Below are 19,716 nucleotides of genomic sequence, written 5' to 3' on the forward strand. Positions count from 1 at the left end.
GGCAGGGATTACGCCCAGGGCCGAAGGCCGCCGCTCGCCTCCGCGCACAGATCCCCTCACCCGCTAAGTTGTGAGAGACTCCACCATTGCGGGGCGGTAGCTCAGCCGGTCAGAGCATCGGACTCATAATCCGTGGGTCGTGGGTTCAAGTCCCACCCGCCCTACCACGTTTGATCAGGGAAACCCTGCCTGAGCTGCGGCTTCTCGATGAATCATGCTCGCCTGCCATGCAGCCGTAGGTCACCGAGAGCCGCCGTTTGTCGCCAGTCACGGGATATACGCGGGATGGGTTCGTCGCGTTTCCGCAGGCACCGCGATAACCACGGGCGAGCCTGGCGGGCAGCAGGGAGTACGTGCCCACTGCCGCCCGCACTCTCGGCAGCTCCGGCGGCGAAGTACTCGCCGCCCTCGTCGCGGCGACCCACGCCGAGGCCCCGATCAGGATTCTGGCCGAGATGCACTTTCGCCTACCCGACCTTCCAGCCCGCCCTCCGCGCCCTCATCTGAGCGAAGAACCCCGCACCGCTTCAGGTTGCCGGCCCTTTGCCGGGAGAGCCACCGCGTACGGCGAGGCCCGGCGCTGCCCTTGTCTCTGCTCAGATCTCGCGAAGCGCTACTTCCGAAGGGGAGCCCGGTTCGACGGTGTAGAGGCCCAGCGTCTGGCGCGGGGCGCCGGCCGGGGTGAAGGCTTCGAACCCAAGGGTGAGTTCGCCGGCGAGCGAGTGTCGGTAGCGTTTGGCGCCGTACGTGGGCCGGTACACGTCCTGGTCGGCCCACATGCGGCGGAAGTCGGGGTGGGCGGTGAGGTCCTCGACGATGCGGATGAGCCGAGGGTCCTGCGGGTGACGGCCGGCGTACAGGCGCAGCATGCCGACGTTCTCGCGGGCGGTCTCGCCCCAGTCGACGTAGAGCTCGCGGGCTGCGGGATCGAGGAACATGAAGCGGGCCATGTTCCACTCGCCGGCCGGGGCCTGGTCGAAGCCGGGATAGAAGGTGCGGGCCAGCCGGTTCATGGCCAGCACGTCGAGGCGGTGGTCGAGGATCAGCGCGGGGATACCGGAGATGTTGTCCAAAGCGTGGAGCAGGCCGGGGCGTACCGACTCGGGCACCTCGCGGGGCTGCGGCCGGGACGGCTTGGCGAGAGCGAAGAGGTGGTCGCGTTCGGCTGGGTCCAGCTTCAGCGCTCGGGCCACGGCGTCCAGGACGGCGGCTGAGGCGTGCGGATTGCGACCTCGCTCCAGCCGTACGTAGTAGTCGACGCTCACGCCGGCGAGCTGAGCCACCTCCTCGCGGCGCAGACCGGGGACACGGCGCACCCCGGGCGGGCGGGGCAGGCCCGCCGCCTCCGGGCTGACGCGGGCGCGACGGGAGCGCAGGAAGTCCCGAAGATCACTGTCGGTCATGCCTCGCGAGACTAGCCGACCCGGCTGCCCAGAGGGGGTAAGCCGTACCCCCCGTACGCCGTGCCCAGGGTTCGATTCCCGCCTGCCGCCCGCTTCTCGGCGGTGGTGATCTGTGTACGTCACCACCGACACCTGAAGCCCGAAGGAAACGAGCCATGAGCACATCCAAGATCATTCTTATCACCGGTGCCTCCAGCGGCATCGGCGAGGCCACCGCCCGCCGGCTGGCCCCGGCCGGACATCACGTCGTCCTCGGCGCCCGCCGCGTGGACCGCCTCGCCGCCCTCGTGGCCGAGCTGAAGGAGGCCGGGCACGACGCGGAGTACGCGGAGCTCGACGTCACCGACCTCGACAGCGTGCGCGGCGTCGTCGACGACATCCTCGCCCGGCACGGACGGCTCGACGTCCTGGTCAACAACGCGGGCGTCATGCCGCTGTCCATGGTCGAGGAGCTCCGGGTCGACGACTGGAACCGGATGATCGACGTGAACCTGCGGGGCGTGCTGTACGGCATCGCCGCCGCCCTCCCGTCAATGCGCGAGCGCCGCTCCGGGCAGATCGTTAACGTCGCCTCGACCGCCGCCAACCGCGTCGACCCCACCGGGGTCGTCTACTCCGCGACGAAGTACGCCGTGCGCGCGGTGTCCGAGGGCCTGCGCCAGGAGACGCCCGACATCCGCGTCACGGTCGTCTGCCCCGGGCTCACCCGGACCGAGCTCACCCACTCCGGAGGCACGGACCAGGTGCAGGACGCGATCCGCGAGGCGCTGGGTGTGGTCGGTCTCAATGCCTCGGCCATCGCGGACGCCATCGGCTACGCGGTCGACCAGCCCGAGGGCGTCGACGTCAACGAGCTCATCGTCCGCTCGACCGCGTCGCTCCAGGGCTGACCACCACTCAGACACCAGAAGGGAAGAAGGATCATGACGCAGCAGTTCGCGGGGAAGTCGGCGCTGATCACCGGCGGAGGCAGCGGAATCGGCCGGGCCAGGGCCCTGGCTCTCACGGCCGAAGGCGCCATCGTGACCGTCGCCGGCCGGACCGAGGAGACCCTGAAGGAGACCGTGCGCCGCATCGAAGAGGCGGGCGGCACCGCAGGGTTCGTCCTGGCCGACGTCTCGCGGGAAGACGCCGTGGAGCGGGCCGTCGCGGCCGCGATCGAGGGCACCGGCCGTCTCGACATCGCGCTGAACAACGCCGGCTACGACGGCGAGTTCCAGCACACCTGGGAGTACGACGCCGACATGCTCGACAGGATGCTCGCCACCAACACGCGCGGTGCGTTCCTGTCGATGAAGCACGAGCTCAAGCACATGATTGCGCAGGGCTCCGGCGTCATCGTGAACATGGCCTCCGGCGCCGGGCTGGTCGGGGTCGCCGGCTTCTCCGGCTACACCGCGACCAAGGCGGCCGTGATCTCCATGACCAAGAGCACGGCGCTGGAGGCCGCGCCGCACGGCATCCGCGTCAACGCGGTGGCGCCCGGTCTGGTCGAGACCCCGATGATCGCGGTCATGGATCCGGACACCGAGCCCATGAAGTCGATCGTCGCCTCGCACCCGATGGGCCGGATCGCCAGAGCCGAGGAGATCGCCGACGCCGTGGTCTGGCTCAGCTCCCAGCGGTCGAGCTTCGTCACCGGCGCGGTGATCCCGGTCGACGGCGGCTACACCGTGCCATAGCGCAGCCCTTCGTCCACCGGCGGGCGGTAGCCGCCCCGACAGGCGCCGTTAACCGCCCGCGACCGGAGCCCAGCCGAGCGAAACGACGACAGGAGAGCGACATGACCGCCAAGGAGGCCGCCGAGACGCGGGAAGTCTCGACTCGATGGGCCGAGACCGTCACGATCGGAGGGGACCTCACCGTCCGCCGTATCGGCTACGGCGCGATGCGGCTGACTGGGCCGAGGGTCTGGGGAGACTACCCCAACCGCTCTCGCGCCATGGGCGTGCTGCGCGCCGCTGTCGAGCGGGGCGTGAACCTCATCGACACCGCTGACGTCTACGGACCGCACAGCAACGAGGAGCTGATCCGCGAGGCGCTCCACCCCTACCCGGACGACCTGGTGATCGCCACCAAAGGCGGCTTCGTGCGGGGCGGCCCCGACTACAGCGACCTGGGCGCGGTGGGCAACCGGAACTACCTGCGGCAGGCCGCCCACATGAGCCTGCGACGGCTGGGCCTGGGCCACATCGACCTGTACTACCTCCACACGCCGGCCATGACCGACGTGCCCTTCGAGGACATCGTCGGCACGCTCGCGGACATGCGGCGAAGCGGCCTCATCCGCCATATCGGCCTGTCCAACGTCAGCGCCGGCCAGCTCCGCATCGCCATGGGCATCACCGACATCGCGGCCGTCACCGTGCAGCACAACGTGGCGGTCCGGGAGAACGCGGCCGTGCGGCGACTGGCGGAAGAGGCCGGCCTCGTGTTCTCCCCCTGGCGCCCGGGCGACGTCTCCAGAGAAGGCGCCGGCGAACTCTTCCACGCGGTGATCGACTCGATCGCCGCCGCGCACGACGCCACACCTCGGCAGATCGCCCTGGCCTGGCAACTGCACCTCGGCCCGCGGACGCTGCCCATCCCCGGCACGACCAGCGTCCGGCACCTCAAGGAGAACCTCGCGGCCGGACACATCCATCTCGATGCCGAAGAGGTGGCCGCCATCACCGCGCTCGTCCGCGAAGAACAGTGAGCAAGACGGCCTGCTGACGCCGGAATGTGGACAAGGACGAACGTCGTTCTGCGAGCCGGGCTCCACAGGCCAGTCGGCGCGTTCATGGGTGTGTTCCACCCCGCAGCACGCGCATACCGCGGTATGATCGATGTATGGCCGACACGACACGCATCACGGTGACATTGCCGAACGATCAGGTCGCCGAGCTCAGGAAGCTCACCGACAACGTCTCAGGTTATGTCGCCGAGGCGGTAGCACGCCAGTTGCGGCACCAACTCCTGGGTGCCGAGTTGCTGCGTCACCAGGAGGAGCACGGGGAGTTCACCGACGATGAGCTGGCCGAGGCCCGCGCCAGTATCTTCGGCACGGCGGATTCCGGCGGTTCGGCGAGCGCGGCGTGATCGAGCACGTCGAAACCGTCGTCCTCGATTCCCAAGGGCTCTCCGCCTGGATCGAGCAGGACCGCAAGATCCTCGCCATGTTCCAGGTGTTTCATACCATGGGTGCCGATTTCGTCATCGGCGCCAACACCGTTGTGGAAGTCAGCCACACACGAGTGGACATGCCCCGGCTGCAATGGGTGCTCTCCCGCGTGAAGGTCGAGCCGGTGACCGAGAGCGCGGCGAGGAGGTCCGCTGAACTGCTCAAGGCCACAGGCCTGCACGGCCACAAGTACGCGATCGACGCAACGATCGCCGAGATGGCATTGCGCCAGCCACGGCCGGTGGCCATGCTGACCTCCGATGTGGACGACATGGTCCGCTTGTGTGGCAACCGCATCCGACTCATCGGCATCTGAACGCGTAACAACCGAGACCCGCCAGGGATTGTCGTACTCGCTCGAACATGCCGATATTCCGACAACCTGATCAGGCGTCGTGAGTTGCTGATCGAGCGGACTCATAATCCGTGGGTCGTGGGTTCAAGTCCCACCCGCCCTACCACGTACGACCAGCCATATGCGGCCTGAGCTGCGCGGCCGTACGCCGAAGGACCCCGAGAAGCCTCCCGGAGTCCTGATCAGGCTGTTGATCATGGGCGTCGACGCGGTGCTGATGAGGGTGGAGCGCTATGGGACCAGCGCGAAGCGCAGGAAACTCACTTCCCTCGCCGTCGCGCCGGACCCCGAAGAGGTCTTCGTGTTGTTCCGCATATCCGGCGGATGGCGTCGACTGATGACCCAGTCCCGCCTATTTCGCCGAGCTGTTCACCCGCTCCCCGGACGCCACCCGGCATGGGGCCGACGTGGCCTGTGCGAGCAGCCCGTCGACGAAGGCCCGGAGTCCGTGGGGGTAGGTGTCCTGCGCGGCCAGCGCCGGCCATTGATCTCCGAGGGCGACCAGGCGTGGCATCCGGGACTCGTCGAGGCCGCTGAAGAGGGGGTCGCGATCGGCGGGCCGCCCGTCGTCCGCCGGTCGGTGAGCGGAGTGGGCGCGGACGAGGATCTCGCCGACCGTGTAGTACCAGATGCTCCGGAAGACGTGCACGGCCTGTTCGGGTGTGCATCCGTAGTCGATGGCTCCGGCCACGATGTTTTCGACCATCCACAGTGAGTCGCCGAGCCGGCCGATGAGCCCGTCTGTCGTGAGGACCTCCGCGGCCCACGGCCAGGCGGCGAGAGCATCGTGGATCACGATGGCGGTCGCGATGACGCGGTCCCGAGGCTCGCCGGGCAGGTCGAGGTACGGGATCTGGTTCGCGTATTCGGTGATCAGCAGGAGCAGCAGCTCCTCTTTGTCCCGTACGTGGTGATACAGGGTCATCGTCCCGATACCGAGCTCGGTGGCCAGCCGGCGAATGGTCAGCTGCTCCCAGCCGTCCCGATCGATGAGCCGGCGAGCCGCAGCCAGGATCTGCGCTCGGGAGGTCACCGGTGGACGGCCGGTGCGGCCGTGCGGTGCATTGCGTTGGGACACCGTCCCATCATGCTGTCCCCCCACTCCCCTCCGCCAACCCGGGCGGCTTCGGCTGTCGACACCCAGCCGGTCCCGATGTACTTTCAGTACGTGTACGAAAAGCATGTCACGAGAACAGCCCAGAGGACTGAGTTACGGTGACGAACACGGAATCGGTAAGCGGACAATCGGTCGTCCAAACGGCTGCGCGGCCGGCGCTCACCCTTGCCGCGGTGGCTGTCGTGCAGTTCATGGTGTCGGTGGACCTGTCGGTCGTTAACCTCGGGCTCCCGCGGATCGCCGCCGGCCTCGGCTTCAGCGCGGTCGGCCTGACCTGGGTGATCCACGCCTACGCCCTCACCTTCGGCGGGCTGCTCCTCCTGGGCGGCAAGATCGCCGACCGCTACGGCCTCAAGCGGGTCCTGCTGATCGGGCTCACCGTCTTCGGTATCGCCTCCTTCGCCGGCGGCTTCGCACAGGAACCGGGCCAACTGGTGGCCGGCCGCGCCCTGCAGGGCATCGGGGCCGCCGCCCTGTCTCCGGCCGCACTGGCGCTGCTGACCGTCACCTTCCCCTCCGGCAAGGCCCGCGTCCGGGCCTACGGCATCTGGAGCGCGGTGAACGCCGCCGGCGGCGCCCTCGGCGTCCTGATCGGCGGTGTGCTCACCGAGTACGCGGGCTGGCGCTGGGTGATGTTCATCAGCGTCCCGATGGCCGCCATCGCCCTGGCCCTGGCCTGGCGGGGTGTCACCGCCGCTCCGCCCACGGCTCCCGGCGGTCGCCCCGACGTGCTGGGCGCCATCCTGGCCACGGCGGGGATGACCCTGCTCGTGTTCGGCGTCGTCCGCACCGACCAGTACGCATGGACCTCGCCGGTCACCCTGGGGACCCTGGCGGCGGCCGTCGCGCTGCTGGCCGCGTTCGTCTGGGTTGAGCGGAGCACCAGCCGCGACCCGCTGGTCCGGCTCGGCCTGCTGGCCAACCGCTCGGTCGCCGGCGCCAACTCCTACAACCTCCTCCTCGGCGCCGCCATGGCGTCATGCTTCTACTTCGCGTCCCTCTACCTCCAGCAGGTGCTCGGGAACAGCCCCACCGTGGCCGGGGTCCAGTTGCTGCCCTTCGCGATCGGTGTGATCGTCGGCGCCGCGGTCGCCGTCAAACTCGGCTACCGTCTCCCGCTCCGCACCATGCTGATCATCGGCGGGCTCGTGGCCGCGACCGGGTTCGCCTGGTTCGGCCTGATGAGTGCCGACGGCTCTTTCCTCGCCGACGTCCTGGGCCCGTCGCTCGTCACCAGCATCGGTTTCGGGCTCTGCCTCGGACCGGTCGTCTCCGCCGCCACCGTGGGTGTCGCGCCGCGTGAGACGGGCACCGCCTCCGGCCTGCTCTCCAGTTCACGCCAGATCGGCGCCTCGCTCGGACTGGCCGCTCTCGGCACCGCCGCCCATGCGCACACCGGCCAGACCACCACGATCGAGGGCCTCACCGAGGGATACGGGCTCGGCATGACGCTCGGCGCCGTGCTCCTGGTCGGTGCCGTCCTCATCGCCTTCACCGTCCTGCCTCGCACAGCGGCATCGGCGGAGCACGGCGGCCATGACCTGGTCGCCGAACCGGAACAACCGGGTCGTCATGTCGGCACAGGCCCCTCCAGTTGACGGAAACTCATGCGACCCCACAAGGCGCGGCATCAGCGGCTCGGAGCGGTACGTGAAGCGGTCGTGTGGGACGCGTTACCGGTGGAGCCGCGTACGGCGGCTCCACGGGCGTCTGCGGCGCGGTACGCCGTCACAGAACCGGGTCGGTTCCCCTCACCGGTTGCATGGTCCAGGCGCGGTGGTCGGATTCGCGGATCTCTTCCTCTGCCGTCTGCTCCACCCGGGCCATCGCGATCCGCAGGATCGGCGGGGCCATCAGTGAGGTCACGATCGCCACCAGCAGCACTATGGTGTACGCCTCCACGCTGAGGATGCCCAGTCGCAGTCCGACCATGGCGACCACGACCTCGATCACGCCGCGCGCGTTGAGACCGGCGCCGAGCGCGAGCGCCTCCCACTTGTTGAACCGGCTGAGCCGCGCTCCGGCGTACACCCCGAGAAACTTGCCGATGATCGCGATAGCCAGCACGGCAAGGCCGGCGAGCAGCACCTCGGGCCTGACGAGCGAGGTCAGGTCCATCCGGAGACCCGCGGTGGCGAAGAAGATCGGCGCGAGCCCCGACAGCACGACGGTGCGCAGCGGGGCCAGCTTGGACGGATCGACCTTGCCCGCAGTGCCGATCAGGATGCCGACGACGAACGCGCCGAAGACCGCTTCCAGGCCGAGCGCATGAGTTCCCGCCGAGGCCAGCAGGATGAGTACGGCGGCGGCGGCCACGGTCGGCCCGGAGTCGCCGGACGTGTCGGTGAGCCTCAGCACGCCCCGCACCAGCGGGCGGCCGAGGGTGAGCGCGAACACGATGATGGCGATCAAATACCCCACCGAGGTCAGCACGGTACCGGTGGACACCGCGTGCACCGCCATGGCGCTCACGATCGACAACATCAGCCAGCCGAAGGCGTCGTCGATCATGCCCGCCGTCAGCGTGAGCTGGCCGATGTTGCGGTGCAGCAGCTTCATGTCCATGAGCGTCTTGGCAATGACCGGGATCGCGCTGACACACATCGCCACGCCGAGGAACAGCGAGAACACGGTGGCGTCGACGCCCTGGGGGATCAACGACCCGGGCAGCAGGAAACCGGCGCCGATGCCGAGGCCGAGTGGGATGGCCAGGCCGCCGAGGCTGATCCCGGCGGCGGTGCCGCCGCGCCGGCGGACGAGGCCCATGTCCATGTGCATGCCGGTGAGACCGACCAGCAGCAGCACACCGATCTGTCCGACGGCGTCAAGGAGGTGGAACTGCTCGGGGTTGGCGGGAAACAGCCAGCGCTGCAGGTCCGGGGCGGCCCACGCCAGGAAGGACGGACCGAGGATCACCCCGACGAACAGTTCGCCGACGAGGGCGGGCATGCCGAGGCGGGTGGCGAGCCGGCCCAGCGCCAGCGCCAGCATGAGCAGCAGACCGACCTGCAGCAGGAATATCAAAAGGGTCGGCGCGGCGATGGGTGCCATCGGGGCCATGGGGGCGGACAGCGAGGGAAGCATGATCCTCCTTGGGGGGGTGAGCCGCGCTCCTCGGTGCCGCCCTTGATCCGGTCGGCCGACCCGCAGAACATCGGCGTGTTCTCGCGCGATTTCCGGTCATGCCCAAAGCGGCGTCGGGGCCGACAGGAAAACGGCAGAATGACTCACCGGGAACAGGCGGCAATCATTCAGCCGACTTCTCCAGGTGTCCGTCTCCAGGTCTTGCCGATTTCTTTCGGTTGCCTTTCTCCTCGGGCGGCGACGCCACAGGCTTGGCATCAGACGATACGATCGGAATCGAGCCGTGAGTAGTGCCCTGTTGAATATCGAGGGCAGTGAGCGTACGGAGCCGACTCCCCCGGCCGGCCCGAAGGCGCGGATTCCCGATTGCCCGCCGGCGCGCACGGTCGAGGTCGTCGGCCACTGGTGGACTCTGGAGATCCTGCACGAGGTCTTCGCCGGCCACACCCAATTCGAGGCCATCTACAGGAATCTGGGGACGCCCGCCGACGTACTGCTGGATCGGATCGCCCACCTGATCGAGAAGGGCCTTCTCGAAACCGAGGTCGGCCGCGGATCCCGAGGACCGGGCGTATCGGCTCACCGATCTCGGCCGTTCGCTGCGCCCGCTCATTCTGGTCATGGCGGCATGGGGAAACCATCGGCCGGAACCCCGGATCGAGGAGATCGCCGTCAACCGCTGCAGCCTCATTCTCGGCGGCGACGAGACATCCCGGCTTTAATCCAGAGTCATGCTCATCTCCGAGAAGCCGCGAGAGGGCAGCAGCAGATCTTGGTCAGCGGCCTCCAGGTCTTCGGAATCGCGAGCGCACGCTTGCCGATGACGGAGATGCGGTCGTGCGCGACGGGCACCGGGCGCACGGCGGTGAGGCGTCGCGAACGATCGGTGGAGAAGCTCGCGACGGAACCCGGGCGGGAAGGCGGCCGCGGAGTGGTCACGGCGGCGCGGCTCCTTGATAAACAGGATGTCCACGAGCTCTGCGGTGGCGTAGGCCCGCAACGGGGTGTCCCTGTCGCGGAGATCTCCATCCGCCCCGGGACCGCGTGCCCGGCCGGTCTCATCGCCACGCCCAGTCGCCGGCTCCGGGGGCGGGTACGTACGTGACGGACGCGAGCGGGGCGTTCACCGGCCCCCGTTTCCTCGACGGCGGTCACGGCAACCTCGAGAACCCGCGCGATTTCGGTCAGCGATTCATCGTAATGACCTGGAATGGACAGGATACGGAGCTTCGGTCGAGGATGTGCGATCGCAACCAACGCGCCTCAATGATGTGGCAGGAATCCAGCGACACGTGTAAAGGGATTGCCGGTACAGGGAAACGGACCGACAACGCCTTCGATTACAGTTGTTTTCTGTTGCGGAAAGCGGTTGTTTGCGCATTGCTGGGTGACGGGGCCTTTTGTTACCTCTAGCGTGAGAATCAGGGTCTGGCTCCAAGGTTCGATGGATCGATTCGCGCTTCGTGCGTCCGGGTGTTCCCCGGCGACGGTCACGGAGTCGACGGAGTGATACTCATGCTCAAGGAAGCACTGGCTGCTGGCGCGATCACGGCGTCGGCCCTCATCGTCCCGGTGACGATGCAGACGCAGCCGGTCAATGCGGCCGGCAGCACCGCGCAGGTCATGCAGAATCCGACACAACCCTGCCCCGGAGGTAGGTGCCGTGGCCGTGAGCGCCACCGGACGTACGGCCACTACGGTCGCGAACGCGGCCGGGAACGCACCCGGGAACGCGAGCGCGGACGGTTCGAGGAACGCGGACGCGAGCGCGGGCGCATGGAAGAGCGCGGACGGGAACGCGGACGGGAACGCGAGCGCGGGCGGTTCGAGGAACGGGGACGCGAGCGCGGGCGCATGGAAGAGCGCGGCCGGGAACGCGGACGGTTCGAGGAACGCGGACGCGAGCGCGGCCGATTCGAGGAACGTGGAGAGCGCGGACGGTTCGAGGAACGCGGACCGCGGTAGCGGCATCAGCAGCAGGGAGAGTGAGGCAGCAACAGCAGCAAGGACCGGATAACCGCACATCGAACCTGCTGGACCCTCCTGCCCCACGAGGCGGCCGCCTCGCGGGGCTCTCCCTTTGCCGCCGGTGGCGGCACGGCCCGCTCGTCCGCATTCCGGCCGTCGCCGCGAAAGCGGATTCTCAAGCCCCCGCGAACGCGGTTCAGGCCGGCAACGGCGTCGGCCTTATCGAGGCGCGGTTCGGCTGCCGGTCGGGATCCGGTAGACGGACACGTGCGAACGCGACTCGGCGGTGAACTCGGTCCCGGTCCAGTCCGCGTGCCTGGCCTCCAGCTCGAACCCGGCCAGCTCGGCCATGAGGTCGAGCTCGGCCGGCCAGATGTATCGGTGGGGGCTGCGGAACAGCCGGGCCTGTCCGCTCTCGTCGAACCTGAAATGGTGCGACACGATGTGTTGCCGCAGGACGTCGTAGGTGTCCAGGCCGATGTAGCCAGGCTCGCAATGCCACACCACGGCCTGCTGACCCGGCGGGAGCTCGCGCAGCTCGGGCACCCCGAGCTCGATCACGAAGCGGCCGCCGGGTGTCAGGTGGCGAGCGGCGTTGCGGAAGCACGCGACCTGCTCGGCCTGGGTAAGCAGGTTGGAGATCGTGTTGTAGACGAGGTAGACGAGCGTGTACTCCCCCGGGGCCACGGCGGTCGCCATGTCGCCGACGACGACCGGGATCTTCGTTGCGTCCACTTTCTTACGCAGCTGGTCGATCATCGGACGTGACAGCTCGATGCCGGTGACGGGCACACCACGCTCGGCGAGCGGGACGGCCACACGGCCGGTTCCGATGGCGAACTCGAGCGCCCGCCCCTCACCCGCGAGATCGGCGAGGCGATCGACGGTCGGCACGAGGACCTCGGGCGCGAACATTCCGGTGCCCGGCGTGTCGTAACGCTGGGCGGTGTCGGCGTTCCAGATCTCCTCCTGCCGCATGTTCCTCACGATCGCCATCGGCGTACGGATCTGTCCAACGATTTTCCGACAGGAAGCCCAACCATCCGGTTGTACGTCCCGGCCTGTTCGGACCGCCGGTGCCCGTCCCCGGCGACGCCCCCTGCTGGACCGGTTGCTCGGCCTCACCGGCCGCGACCCCGCCTGACGGCCTCTGTGAGACGCGGCTGCGCGGAGCGTCAGGGGATCAGATCTGCCGGTCGCGGCCCGCGAAGTATCCGGCCGCGATCTGCGGCACCATGAGGCAGACCACGAAGGCCAGCGGCCCCTGCCAGCCGCCGGTGTGCTGGTAGAGCGCTCCGACCAGGATGGGACCGGGGACCGACAGCAGGTAGCCGGCGCTCTGCGTGAAGGCGGACAACCGGATCACCGTCGCACCGTCACGGCCACGCATCCCGATCATCGTGAGAGCCAGCGGGAAGGAGCAGTTGGCCACGCCGAGCAGCACCGCCCAGAGCCAGGGCGCGGCGGCGGGAGCCGCCCACAGTCCGGCGTACCCGGCCAGCCCGAACGCTCCGAGCAGGACGGCGATGCCGCTCTGGTTCCGCAGCCGTCCGGCGACGGTGGCCAGCACGAAGGACAGCGGCACCCCGAGCACCGAGGTGACGGCGAACAGCAAGCCGGCCGCCTCGGCGGACAGCCCCGCGTCACGGAAGACCTGAGGCAGCCAGCCCATGATGACGTACGCCGAGGTGGCCTGCAGGCCGAAGTAGATCGCGAGCGCCCAGGCCATGGGACTGCGGGCGACCCGTACCTGCGCCCCGGCCCCCGCGGCGTCCCCCACGGCGTCCCCCACGGTGTCCCCGCCCGCCGAACGCTCGGCCTGCCGCTCGACGGGCCGCCGGTCCCGGCGGACGAGGGCGAGCCAGGGCGGCACGGCGACGGCGGCGACGACGGCCCAGGCCCCGAGACCGGCACGCCAGTCACCGCCGAGCGCGCCGGCGAGCGGGACGGTGACGGCGGCGGCGGTCGAGGCGCCGAGATTGAGGGCCATGGAGTACAGGCCGGTCATCGTGCCGACCCTGTCCGGGAAGCGTTGCTTGACCACGACCGGCAGCAGCACGTTGGCGACCGCGATCCCGGCCAGCGCGAGGCCGCTCAGCGTCAGGAAGACAGGGGTGCTCGCGACGAACGGGCGCAGGGCGAGCCCGACCGCGACCGCCGCCATTCCGGCGAAGACGACGCCGTCCGGTCCGTGACGGCGGGCCAGGCGGGGGGCGACCGAGCCGACCAGCGCGAAGCACACCGCCGGCACGGACGTGAGCAGTCCGGCGACGGTGGCGCTCATCCCGAGGGCGGCGCGGGCCTCTTCGAGCACGGGCCCGAGGCTGGTGACCGCGGGCCGGAGATTGAGCGCCGCCAGCACCAGGGCGGCGACCGCCAGGCGGTGCGTCCATGCGGCGGACCGGGTGCGGCCCTGCCGCCGCTTCGCGGGACTCCGCCGCGCTACGTCGTCCTCCGGCGCCGCCACCGGCTCATTTCGGACCACCGCGTCATCCGGAACTACCGCGTCATCCGGAACTACCGCGTCATCCGGAACCACCTGGTCGTCTCCAACCACCCTGTCATCCACGCCCTGTCATCCCGGAAGCCACCTCGTCACCTCAAACGACCAGGTCATCCTAAAATCAGCGGCCTATTCCGAAATTCACCGGGTCGCTCTGGAGGCAGCGGCCGGCCTGCCGGCACCGCCACATCATCCCGATTGGGGGGTTGACATCCCATTTTGTGGCGGAAAAAACTCGGAGCACTCCGCTCCACTGCACGACACTCCCCCCGACAGCGGCCGGTGAGCACTCACCATGCCGCGAAGGAGACAGGCATGAGGCGATTGTTCGCCGTTTTCGCGCTGGTCGCAGGCTTCCTCCTGCCGGTGCCCGCGCGTGCCGACGCCGCCGTCGCGAACGTGGCCCCGTCGGCCACCGCCTCCGCCTCCTACACCTCTCCCTGGGAGAGCGTGGCCGCCGTCAACGACGGCATCGACCCGGCTCGCTCCGGCGACACGCGGAACCGCCGCTGGGGCACCTGGCCCGAGGCCGGCGAGCAGTGGGCCCTGCTGACCTGGCCGGCCGCCCAGACGATCTCCTCGGTGCAGGTCTACTTCTTCGACGACGGAGGCGGCGTCCGGCTGCCGGCCTCGTGGAAGCTCCAGAGCTGGGACGGCGGCGCGTACGTGGACATCGCCGCCTCCTACCCCACCGCGATCGACACCTACAACACCGTCACGTTCCCCGCCGTCACCACAACCCGGCTGCGCGTCGTCCTGCGCAGCGGCGATGCGTCGGTCGGGCTGCTGGAAATCAGGGCGCTCGCCGACGCCGCCGGGCGGCAGAGCGGCTGGAGCCCGCCCGCCGACCTGGTCGCGCCGCTCGACGAGGTCTGGCGGCACGTCGAGTCCACCTACACCGACCTGTACGGCTACCGCAACTACGGCTGGGACCAGATCATGGCCAACGGCGGCAGCGTCAACTACTGCGTCCGCTGGGACTCCGGCGCCCCGGTCTCCGCGGAGCTGCGCGACAAGATCCACGCCGCGCTGGCCAGGTCGTTCAAGAAGTGGATGGACGTGATGGCGGGCCACAACGGCTGGCCGTACGCGGACGTGCCCGTGAAGGTGGTCGGCTGGGCCGTGCGCGACCGCGCCACCCTGCAGTGGAACGACGACTCGGTGGACGTGTACGTCGGCGACATGCGCGAGAACGCGCCGCAGTGCGCCGAGCCGTGCGGACGCCTGTTCGACCAGTCGGGCGCCTACCCCGGCTGCCCGGGCGGCGCCTCCCACCACTACGACATGTCGCTGTGGCTCACCGAGGGCATGAGCGGCGGCATGGGAGGCGCCTGGGGACAGCGCGTCGGCAGCGAGTATCTGGTGGACAACCTCGGCAGCGACGACATCCACATCCTCCTCCACGAGATCGGGCACAGCTTCGGCCTGGACGACTTCTACGACTGGACGCCGTCCGGCCAGTGCTGCTTCCTCATGAAGGCGGGCTCCGCCACGTCGATCACCGAGTTCGACGCGTGGATGCTGCGCGACGTCTGGCGGCATCTGAAGAGCCGCTACGGCTACTGACGCCCTTCCGGGGGCCTGTGCGCGCGACGCGCGGATCACCTCCTCGGCGATCTCTTCCAGGTCGATCCCGTCCGGGTCGTGCTGGACGACGTGGGCGCCCGTCTTCTCGTCGTGCCCGCCGGCGACGTCGCGTTGAGGCCGATTTCGACATCTGTCGAAAATGGTCGTGATCAAGACAGAACGGCCGTCCGAAGACATTCCGCACTTCCACCCCTAGCATCGCCCCCTATGGGCCGATTCCCCCGGCCCGGATCCCCCCGATCGTTCTTGGAAGGTTGCCGATGTCCTCATCGCGCCGGGTGACGCCTGGTCACATCCCGCCAGCCGCGTCACGCCGTACGGGAGCCGCACGCCGGAGCGCGGCGGCGCTGGGCCTCGCCGTCACCACGACCGTCACGGGTCTCGCCGTGAACTCGGCCCCCGCGGGCGCGGCCGTCCCCGTCGGACCGGTGTTCCAGGACGGCATGGCCCAGCCGGTCTTCTCGTCCAACCGGAACGACTGGATCCGCGAGGAGGTGTGGATCGAGACCCCGGTCGACAGCGACGGCGACGGACGCAACGACCGGGTGCACGCCGAGGTCACCCGCCTGCGGGAGACCGAGACGGCCGGCCTGAAGTCGCCCGTGGTGTACGAGGTCAGCCCCTACTACGCCGGCGGCAACCCCATCACCAACCACGACGTCGACCACGAGCTCCATGAGGCGCTCCGCCCGGGCAAGGGCTGGCTCAACCGCGGCGGCAAGGTGCTCGACCCGGCGGCCGACGAGCGCCTGGCCGCGGCGACCGCCGACGATGCCGGGGCCGACGGCGCGGACGCGTCCGTCGTGGCGAGCGGCCCGCAGCCGGCCATCAGCACCAGCCAGGAGTCCAGCTGGCTGCCCCGCGGCTTCGCGGTGGTCCACGCCGAGTCGCTGGGCAGCGGCAAGTCCGACGGCTGCCCGACCACCGGCGGGCGCAACGAGACCATCGGCGCCAGATCCGTCGTCGACTGGCTGAACGGCCGCGCGAAGGCGTACGACGCCTCCGGGCGGGAGGTCACGGCGACGTGGACGACCGGCAAGGTCGGCATGATCGGCACCTCGTACAACGGCACCCTGCCCAACGCGGTCGCGAGCACCGGCGTCGATGGCCTGGAGGCCATCGTGCCGATCTCGGCGATCTCCAGCTGGTACGACTACTACCGGGCGAACGGCGCCGTCGTGGCCCCCGGCGGCTACCAGGGCGAGGACACCGACGTGCTCGCGGAGTACGTCTACACGCGCGCGGACAAGCAGGTCTGCCGGAGCGTCATCGAGGAGCTCGCGAAGGCGCAGGACCGCGTCACCGGCGACTACAACGCCTTCTGGGACGAGCGCAACTACATGAACGACGTCGGCAAGGTCCACGCCGCGGTGCTGGTCGCACACGGCCTCAACGACTGGAACGTCAAGACCAAGAACGCCGCGCAGTGGTACGAGGCGCTCAGGGCGCGCGGGGTGCCACACAAGATCTACCTGCACCAGGGCGGACACGGCGGCTCCCCCAGCGTCGACGTGCTCAACCGCTGGTTCACCCGCTACCTGTGGGGTTACCAGAACGGCGTGGAGAACGACCCCCGTGCCCTGGTCCAGCGTGAGGACAAGACCCTGGTGCAGTACGCCGAGTGGCCCGACCCGGCCGCCGCGGACACCGAGCTCAACCTGGCCCCCGGCGCCGGCAGCGCGGCCGGTGTCCTCACCGCCGACAGGACCCGGGTGGGCAAGCCGGTGACCGAGACGATCGTCGACGACGCCACCAAGCGGGCGCAGACCCTCGCCGACGCCGCCGCCTCGCCCAACCGCCTGGCGTACAAGTCGGAGGCGCTGACCGCGGCGGCCAGGCTCAGCGGCACCCCGCGGGTGTCGCTGCGGATGTCCTTCGACCAGCCGGCCGCGAACGTCACGGCGCTGCTCGTCGACTACGACCAGAACGGCAAGGCGAAGATCATCACCCGGGGCTGGACGGACCCGCAGAACCGCAAGTCGATCTCACGGACCGAGCCGGTCAAGCCGGGCACGCCCTACCGCCTCGACTTCGACCTGCAGCCGCACGACTACGTGTTCGCGGCGGGACACCGGATCGGGATCGTGCTGCTGTCGAGCGACTACGAGTACACCATCCGGCCCGCCCCCGGGGCACGGCTGAACCTCGACACGACGAAGAGCACGGTGACGCTGCCGATCGTGGGCGGCGCCGGCGCGCTCGCCCCCGCCAACTGACCGTCCCCTCGCGACACGCCGTCCCCGCCGGCCTGATCGGCCGGCGGGGACGGCGGGGACGGCGTGTGTGTGGCTACAGCAGGGCCTCGCGATGCCGCCAGGCGAGGTCCAGCACGGCCGCGCCCGCCGCCTGCATCGGCTCGTCGCGGGCGTACCGCCGCACGGTCTCCGCGTCGAACGGGACGCGGCCGACGACCTGGCCCTCGCTGTTGGAGGCGGCGACCTCGCCGAAGACGGCGTCGAACGTCTCCGCCTCCAGCACGGTCACCGTGAGGAAGTCGGTCGCGAAGGTCAGCGGATCGACTCCCACGCCCAGCACGAGGGAGCGCACCCGCCCCTCCTCGCGGGCGTCCGTCAGCAGACGGTAGAGCGGCCAGCTCTCGTAGTCGAAGCCGTCGCCGTACTCCTCCCCCCGCCCGAGGAACTCCTCCGCGTACTCGCGGACCACGCACTTCCACAGGTCGAGGTCGGCCTTCTCCGCGCCCGCGGACTCATGCGCGGGCTGGAACACCCCGACCGGCATGACCTGGAAGAGCCCGCCGCCGTGTGCCACCTTGGCCGGGTCGCGCCAGTGCAGGACGAACGACGCCTCCCCCGTACGGCGGTCGTGGCGCAGCGTCAGCGTCGAGATCGCGCAGAGCGCGGGCCGGCGGCGAAGGTCGGTGGGGTCGCCCACGAGCGCGCGGAACGGCGGCGGCTGCCCGCCGCCATACCCGGCGAACTCGCCCACGGCGAACTCGTGGGCGGCCGCCTCTCCCACGCTCACGCCGTCGAAATAGCGTGCGCGGGTGAAGGTCAGCTCCGGCCAGGCGACCTCAAGCAGCCGGTAGCAGGTGCGGTCCTCGAAGAGCCGGGGGCGGGCGAAAGTCCCCAGCGCGTCCGGGTAGGCGCCGGCGCCCTCCGGCAGCAGGGCCGCCGCCTCCGGTTCCCGGCCCGTGACTGCGGGGGCGGGAGCGTCCTCCACCCAGCCGAGCCGCACCTCGCACAGGTCGAGCGGCGTGGCCGGGATCCAGCCGTCCCTGGTGAGGAGACGGGTCGATCCGGCCCTGCCCAGCCCGGGATAGAGCCGCTCCGCCGCCACGGCCAGCTCGTGCCGGTGCCCGTCCAGACGTCGCCGCGCCTCGGCCCATTCCGGTCCCGACGGACGCCCCCGCAGCTCAGAATGCGATGTCACGAGCTCAGCACCCTACTCACGGGCGCGGCGCCATGGCCCCTGCCGGGCGAAGCGCCCTCGCTCCGGTGGCCCGTCACCTCTGACGACTACTGAACGTCATAGATAGGTGACGGAACGTATTCAGAGAGGAGCTCGCGATGCACTCGCAGGCACAGGGGGTGCGCCGATGACGTCCCTGCTTCACCTGGACTCCAGCGCCAGCGGCCGCGACGATTCGGTCAGCAGGCAGTTGACGGCGCTCTACGCGGACATCTGGCGCTGTCTCCACGGGAGCGCCGGGTACCGGTACCGCGACCTCGCCGCCGAACCGGTCCCGCTGGTCTCCCCGGCCTTCGTCTCCCTCGGCATACGGGTGGAGAGACACGGCGCGGTTCCGCTGCGGAAGGTGGCGGAGATGGCCGACAGTCCCGCCGAGGAGCGCGAGTGGGCGTTGACCCTGCCGCTGATCGCGGAGATGCGCGCCGCCGGAACGGTGCTGGTCGGCGTCCCGATGTACAACTTCTCCGTGCCCGCGTCCCTCAAGGCGTGGATCGACCGGGTGACCTTCCCGGGAGCGTTCCTCGACGCCGGCACGGGAGACCGCCTGCTCCGGGAGACGAACGTGGTGGTGGTCGCCGCTCGCGGCGGCTGCTACGCGCCGGGCACGCCACGGGAGGATTTCGACTTCCAGACGCCCTACCTGAGGGCGTACTTCACCGATCTAGGCGTGGCCCCGGAGAACCTGCACTTCGTCCACGCCGAGTTGACCCGGGCCTCGGACGTGCCGGCCCTGGCCCGATTCAAGCCCTTGGCGGCGGACTCGCTGACCGCGGCGCGGACGGCCGTGTCCGAACTGGCCCACCGCCCGGCGGGCAGCGGGGCGGCGGCCCGTATGCGGTGAGGCCCCGGCCCGGGGGTAACCGCCCCGGTCCCGCCCCGGTCCCGCGGCGGCCTCGGGCGAGAGGCGGTGTCCGCCCGTCGGCGGGCACCGCCCGCACGCCGCGACGTGTCACCTTTCCGCGGCGCGATTCGTCTTATGGACGAGAAGCAGAGGCACGACCGGATAGGAGGCCGGTCCCGCCGTCGACGTCCGCCGTCCCACCGTCACACCGGGGCCGGAGGGAATCGCATGGCGTCCTGTAAATCCGTTGTCAGGATGCCGCTGTT

Annotated in this window: 16 protein-coding genes, 2 tRNA genes and 1 pseudogene; 12 read left to right on the top strand and 7 right to left on the bottom strand. The window is 69.8% G+C overall.

All coding sequences use genetic code 11. The annotated features are described in order from the left end of the window. The first annotated feature begins 90 nt into the window (after nucleotides 1-90). Nucleotides 91-167: transfer RNA gene (locus tag ACQEVJ_RS32080), tRNA-Ile, on the top strand. Between the two features lie 429 nt (nucleotides 168-596). Here ACQEVJ_RS32080 and ACQEVJ_RS32085 read toward each other — a convergent pair. Further along, nucleotides 597-1,403: a helix-turn-helix transcriptional regulator gene (locus tag ACQEVJ_RS32085; protein WP_433107555.1), complete on the bottom strand. Its 807-nt coding sequence runs from the start codon at nucleotides 1,401-1,403 to the stop codon at nucleotides 597-599. Nucleotides 1,404-1,558: 155 nt separating this feature from the next. On the opposite strand from ACQEVJ_RS32085, the gene ACQEVJ_RS32090 reads away from it, so the two are divergent. The 6 genes from ACQEVJ_RS32090 (at nucleotide 1,559) to ACQEVJ_RS32115 (ending at nucleotide 5,027) form a co-directional block, all read left to right on the top strand. Beyond that, a complete protein-coding gene (locus tag ACQEVJ_RS32090; RefSeq protein ID WP_433107557.1) occupies nucleotides 1,559-2,293 on the top strand; it encodes an SDR family oxidoreductase in 735 nt (244 codons plus the stop codon). A gap of 33 nt (nucleotides 2,294-2,326) precedes the next feature. Next, entirely contained in the window at nucleotides 2,327-3,085 is a 759-nt protein-coding gene (locus tag ACQEVJ_RS32095; RefSeq protein ID WP_433107559.1) for an SDR family NAD(P)-dependent oxidoreductase, read from the top strand. Nucleotides 3,086-3,186: 101 nt separating this feature from the next. Continuing rightward, nucleotides 3,187-4,101 carry an aldo/keto reductase gene (locus ACQEVJ_RS32100; RefSeq protein WP_433107561.1) on the top strand — a complete coding sequence of 305 codons (915 nt, stop codon included), beginning with the start codon at nucleotides 3,187-3,189 and terminating at the stop codon, nucleotides 4,099-4,101. Between the two features lie 134 nt (nucleotides 4,102-4,235). After that, nucleotides 4,236-4,484, top strand: coding sequence for a hypothetical protein (locus ACQEVJ_RS32105; RefSeq protein ID WP_433107563.1), 249 nt, complete (start codon nucleotides 4,236-4,238; stop codon nucleotides 4,482-4,484). Further along, complete coding sequence (locus ACQEVJ_RS32110) at nucleotides 4,481-4,882, top strand: DNA-binding protein (RefSeq protein ID WP_433107565.1); 402 nt, start codon at nucleotides 4,481-4,483, stop codon at nucleotides 4,880-4,882. The genes ACQEVJ_RS32105 and ACQEVJ_RS32110 overlap by 4 nt, the downstream gene beginning before the upstream one ends. 72 nt (nucleotides 4,883-4,954) lie before the next feature. Next, nucleotides 4,955-5,027, top strand: a tRNA-Ile gene (locus ACQEVJ_RS32115). Between the two features lie 246 nt (nucleotides 5,028-5,273). Here ACQEVJ_RS32115 and ACQEVJ_RS32120 read toward each other — a convergent pair. Further along, nucleotides 5,274-5,999: a TetR/AcrR family transcriptional regulator gene (locus ACQEVJ_RS32120; protein WP_433107567.1), complete on the bottom strand. Its 726-nt coding sequence runs from the start codon at nucleotides 5,997-5,999 to the stop codon at nucleotides 5,274-5,276. 212 nt (nucleotides 6,000-6,211) lie between these two features. Between ACQEVJ_RS32120 and ACQEVJ_RS32125 the strand changes: the two genes are divergently transcribed. Next, nucleotides 6,212-7,636 (top strand): MFS transporter, encoded by a 1,425-nt coding sequence (locus ACQEVJ_RS32125; RefSeq protein WP_433107569.1) that lies wholly within the window; start codon nucleotides 6,212-6,214, stop codon nucleotides 7,634-7,636. A gap of 130 nt (nucleotides 7,637-7,766) precedes the next feature. Here the strand turns inward: ACQEVJ_RS32125 and ACQEVJ_RS32130 are convergent, their stop codons facing one another. Continuing rightward, the gene (locus ACQEVJ_RS32130) at nucleotides 7,767-9,122 is read right to left on the bottom strand and encodes a cation:proton antiporter (RefSeq protein ID WP_433107571.1); all 1,356 of its coding nucleotides are present in this window, start codon (nucleotides 9,120-9,122) and stop codon (nucleotides 7,767-7,769) included. A gap of 593 nt (nucleotides 9,123-9,715) precedes the next feature. Between ACQEVJ_RS32130 and ACQEVJ_RS32135 the strand changes: the two are divergent. After that, nucleotides 9,716-9,844: pseudogene (locus ACQEVJ_RS32135) on the top strand (hypothetical protein); the annotation flags it as partial. Between the two features lie 541 nt (nucleotides 9,845-10,385). Here the strand turns inward: ACQEVJ_RS32135 and ACQEVJ_RS32140 are convergent. The 3 genes from ACQEVJ_RS32140 to ACQEVJ_RS32150 form a co-directional block, all read right to left on the bottom strand. After that, on the bottom strand, nucleotides 10,386-11,147 hold the full coding sequence (locus ACQEVJ_RS32140; protein WP_433107573.1) for a hypothetical protein: 762 nt from the start codon (nucleotides 11,145-11,147) through the stop codon (nucleotides 10,386-10,388). A gap of 162 nt (nucleotides 11,148-11,309) precedes the next feature. Beyond that, nucleotides 11,310-12,086, bottom strand: coding sequence for a class I SAM-dependent methyltransferase (locus ACQEVJ_RS32145; RefSeq protein WP_433107575.1), 777 nt, complete (start codon nucleotides 12,084-12,086; stop codon nucleotides 11,310-11,312). Between the two features lie 187 nt (nucleotides 12,087-12,273). Further along, nucleotides 12,274-13,575 carry a CynX/NimT family MFS transporter gene (locus ACQEVJ_RS32150; protein WP_433107577.1) on the bottom strand — a complete coding sequence of 434 codons (1,302 nt, stop codon included), beginning with the start codon at nucleotides 13,573-13,575 and terminating at the stop codon, nucleotides 12,274-12,276. A gap of 333 nt (nucleotides 13,576-13,908) precedes the next feature. Between ACQEVJ_RS32150 and ACQEVJ_RS32155 the strand changes: the two genes are divergently transcribed. Beyond that, nucleotides 13,909-15,159 carry a hypothetical protein gene (locus ACQEVJ_RS32155; protein ID WP_433107579.1) on the top strand — a complete coding sequence of 417 codons (1,251 nt, stop codon included), beginning with the start codon at nucleotides 13,909-13,911 and terminating at the stop codon, nucleotides 15,157-15,159. 281 nt (nucleotides 15,160-15,440) lie between these two features. Then, nucleotides 15,441-17,396: a Xaa-Pro dipeptidyl-peptidase gene (locus tag ACQEVJ_RS32160; RefSeq protein WP_433107581.1), complete on the top strand. Its 1,956-nt coding sequence runs from the start codon at nucleotides 15,441-15,443 to the stop codon at nucleotides 17,394-17,396. Between the two features lie 73 nt (nucleotides 17,397-17,469). Here the strand turns inward: ACQEVJ_RS32160 and ACQEVJ_RS32165 are convergent, their stop codons facing one another. Then, nucleotides 17,470-18,570, bottom strand: coding sequence for a hypothetical protein (locus ACQEVJ_RS32165; RefSeq protein WP_433107583.1), 1,101 nt, complete (start codon nucleotides 18,568-18,570; stop codon nucleotides 17,470-17,472). 166 nt (nucleotides 18,571-18,736) lie between these two features. On the opposite strand from ACQEVJ_RS32165, the gene ACQEVJ_RS32170 reads away from it, so the two are divergent. Beyond that, nucleotides 18,737-19,450 (top strand): FMN-dependent NADH-azoreductase, encoded by a 714-nt coding sequence (locus tag ACQEVJ_RS32170; protein ID WP_433107585.1) that lies wholly within the window; start codon nucleotides 18,737-18,739, stop codon nucleotides 19,448-19,450. Nucleotides 19,451-19,716 lie beyond the last annotated feature (266 nt).

Source organism: Microbispora sp. CA-102843 (genome assembly GCF_050936215.1).
GTDB lineage: Bacteria > Actinomycetota > Actinomycetes > Streptosporangiales > Streptosporangiaceae > Microbispora.

Coding starts and splice junctions, on each gene's coding strand:
- ACQEVJ_RS32100 (WP_433107561.1), top strand. CDS start 3,187: ATGACCGCCAAGGAGGCCGCCGAGACGCGGGAAGTCTCGACTCGATGG.
- ACQEVJ_RS32140 (WP_433107573.1), bottom strand. CDS start 11,147: ATGTGCGGTTATCCGGTCCTTGCTGCTGTTGCTGCCTCACTCTCCCTG.
- ACQEVJ_RS32155 (WP_433107579.1), top strand. CDS start 13,909: ATGAGGCGATTGTTCGCCGTTTTCGCGCTGGTCGCAGGCTTCCTCCTG.
- ACQEVJ_RS32105 (WP_433107563.1), top strand. CDS start 4,236: ATGGCCGACACGACACGCATCACGGTGACATTGCCGAACGATCAGGTC.
- ACQEVJ_RS32170 (WP_433107585.1), top strand. CDS start 18,737: ATGACGTCCCTGCTTCACCTGGACTCCAGCGCCAGCGGCCGCGACGAT.
- ACQEVJ_RS32145 (WP_433107575.1), bottom strand. CDS start 12,086: ATGGCGATCGTGAGGAACATGCGGCAGGAGGAGATCTGGAACGCCGAC.
- ACQEVJ_RS32085 (WP_433107555.1), bottom strand. CDS start 1,403: ATGACCGACAGTGATCTTCGGGACTTCCTGCGCTCCCGTCGCGCCCGC.
- ACQEVJ_RS32160 (WP_433107581.1), top strand. CDS start 15,441: ATGTCCTCATCGCGCCGGGTGACGCCTGGTCACATCCCGCCAGCCGCG.
- ACQEVJ_RS32090 (WP_433107557.1), top strand. CDS start 1,559: ATGAGCACATCCAAGATCATTCTTATCACCGGTGCCTCCAGCGGCATC.
- ACQEVJ_RS32095 (WP_433107559.1), top strand. CDS start 2,327: ATGACGCAGCAGTTCGCGGGGAAGTCGGCGCTGATCACCGGCGGAGGC.
- ACQEVJ_RS32130 (WP_433107571.1), bottom strand. CDS start 9,122: ATGCTTCCCTCGCTGTCCGCCCCCATGGCCCCGATGGCACCCATCGCC.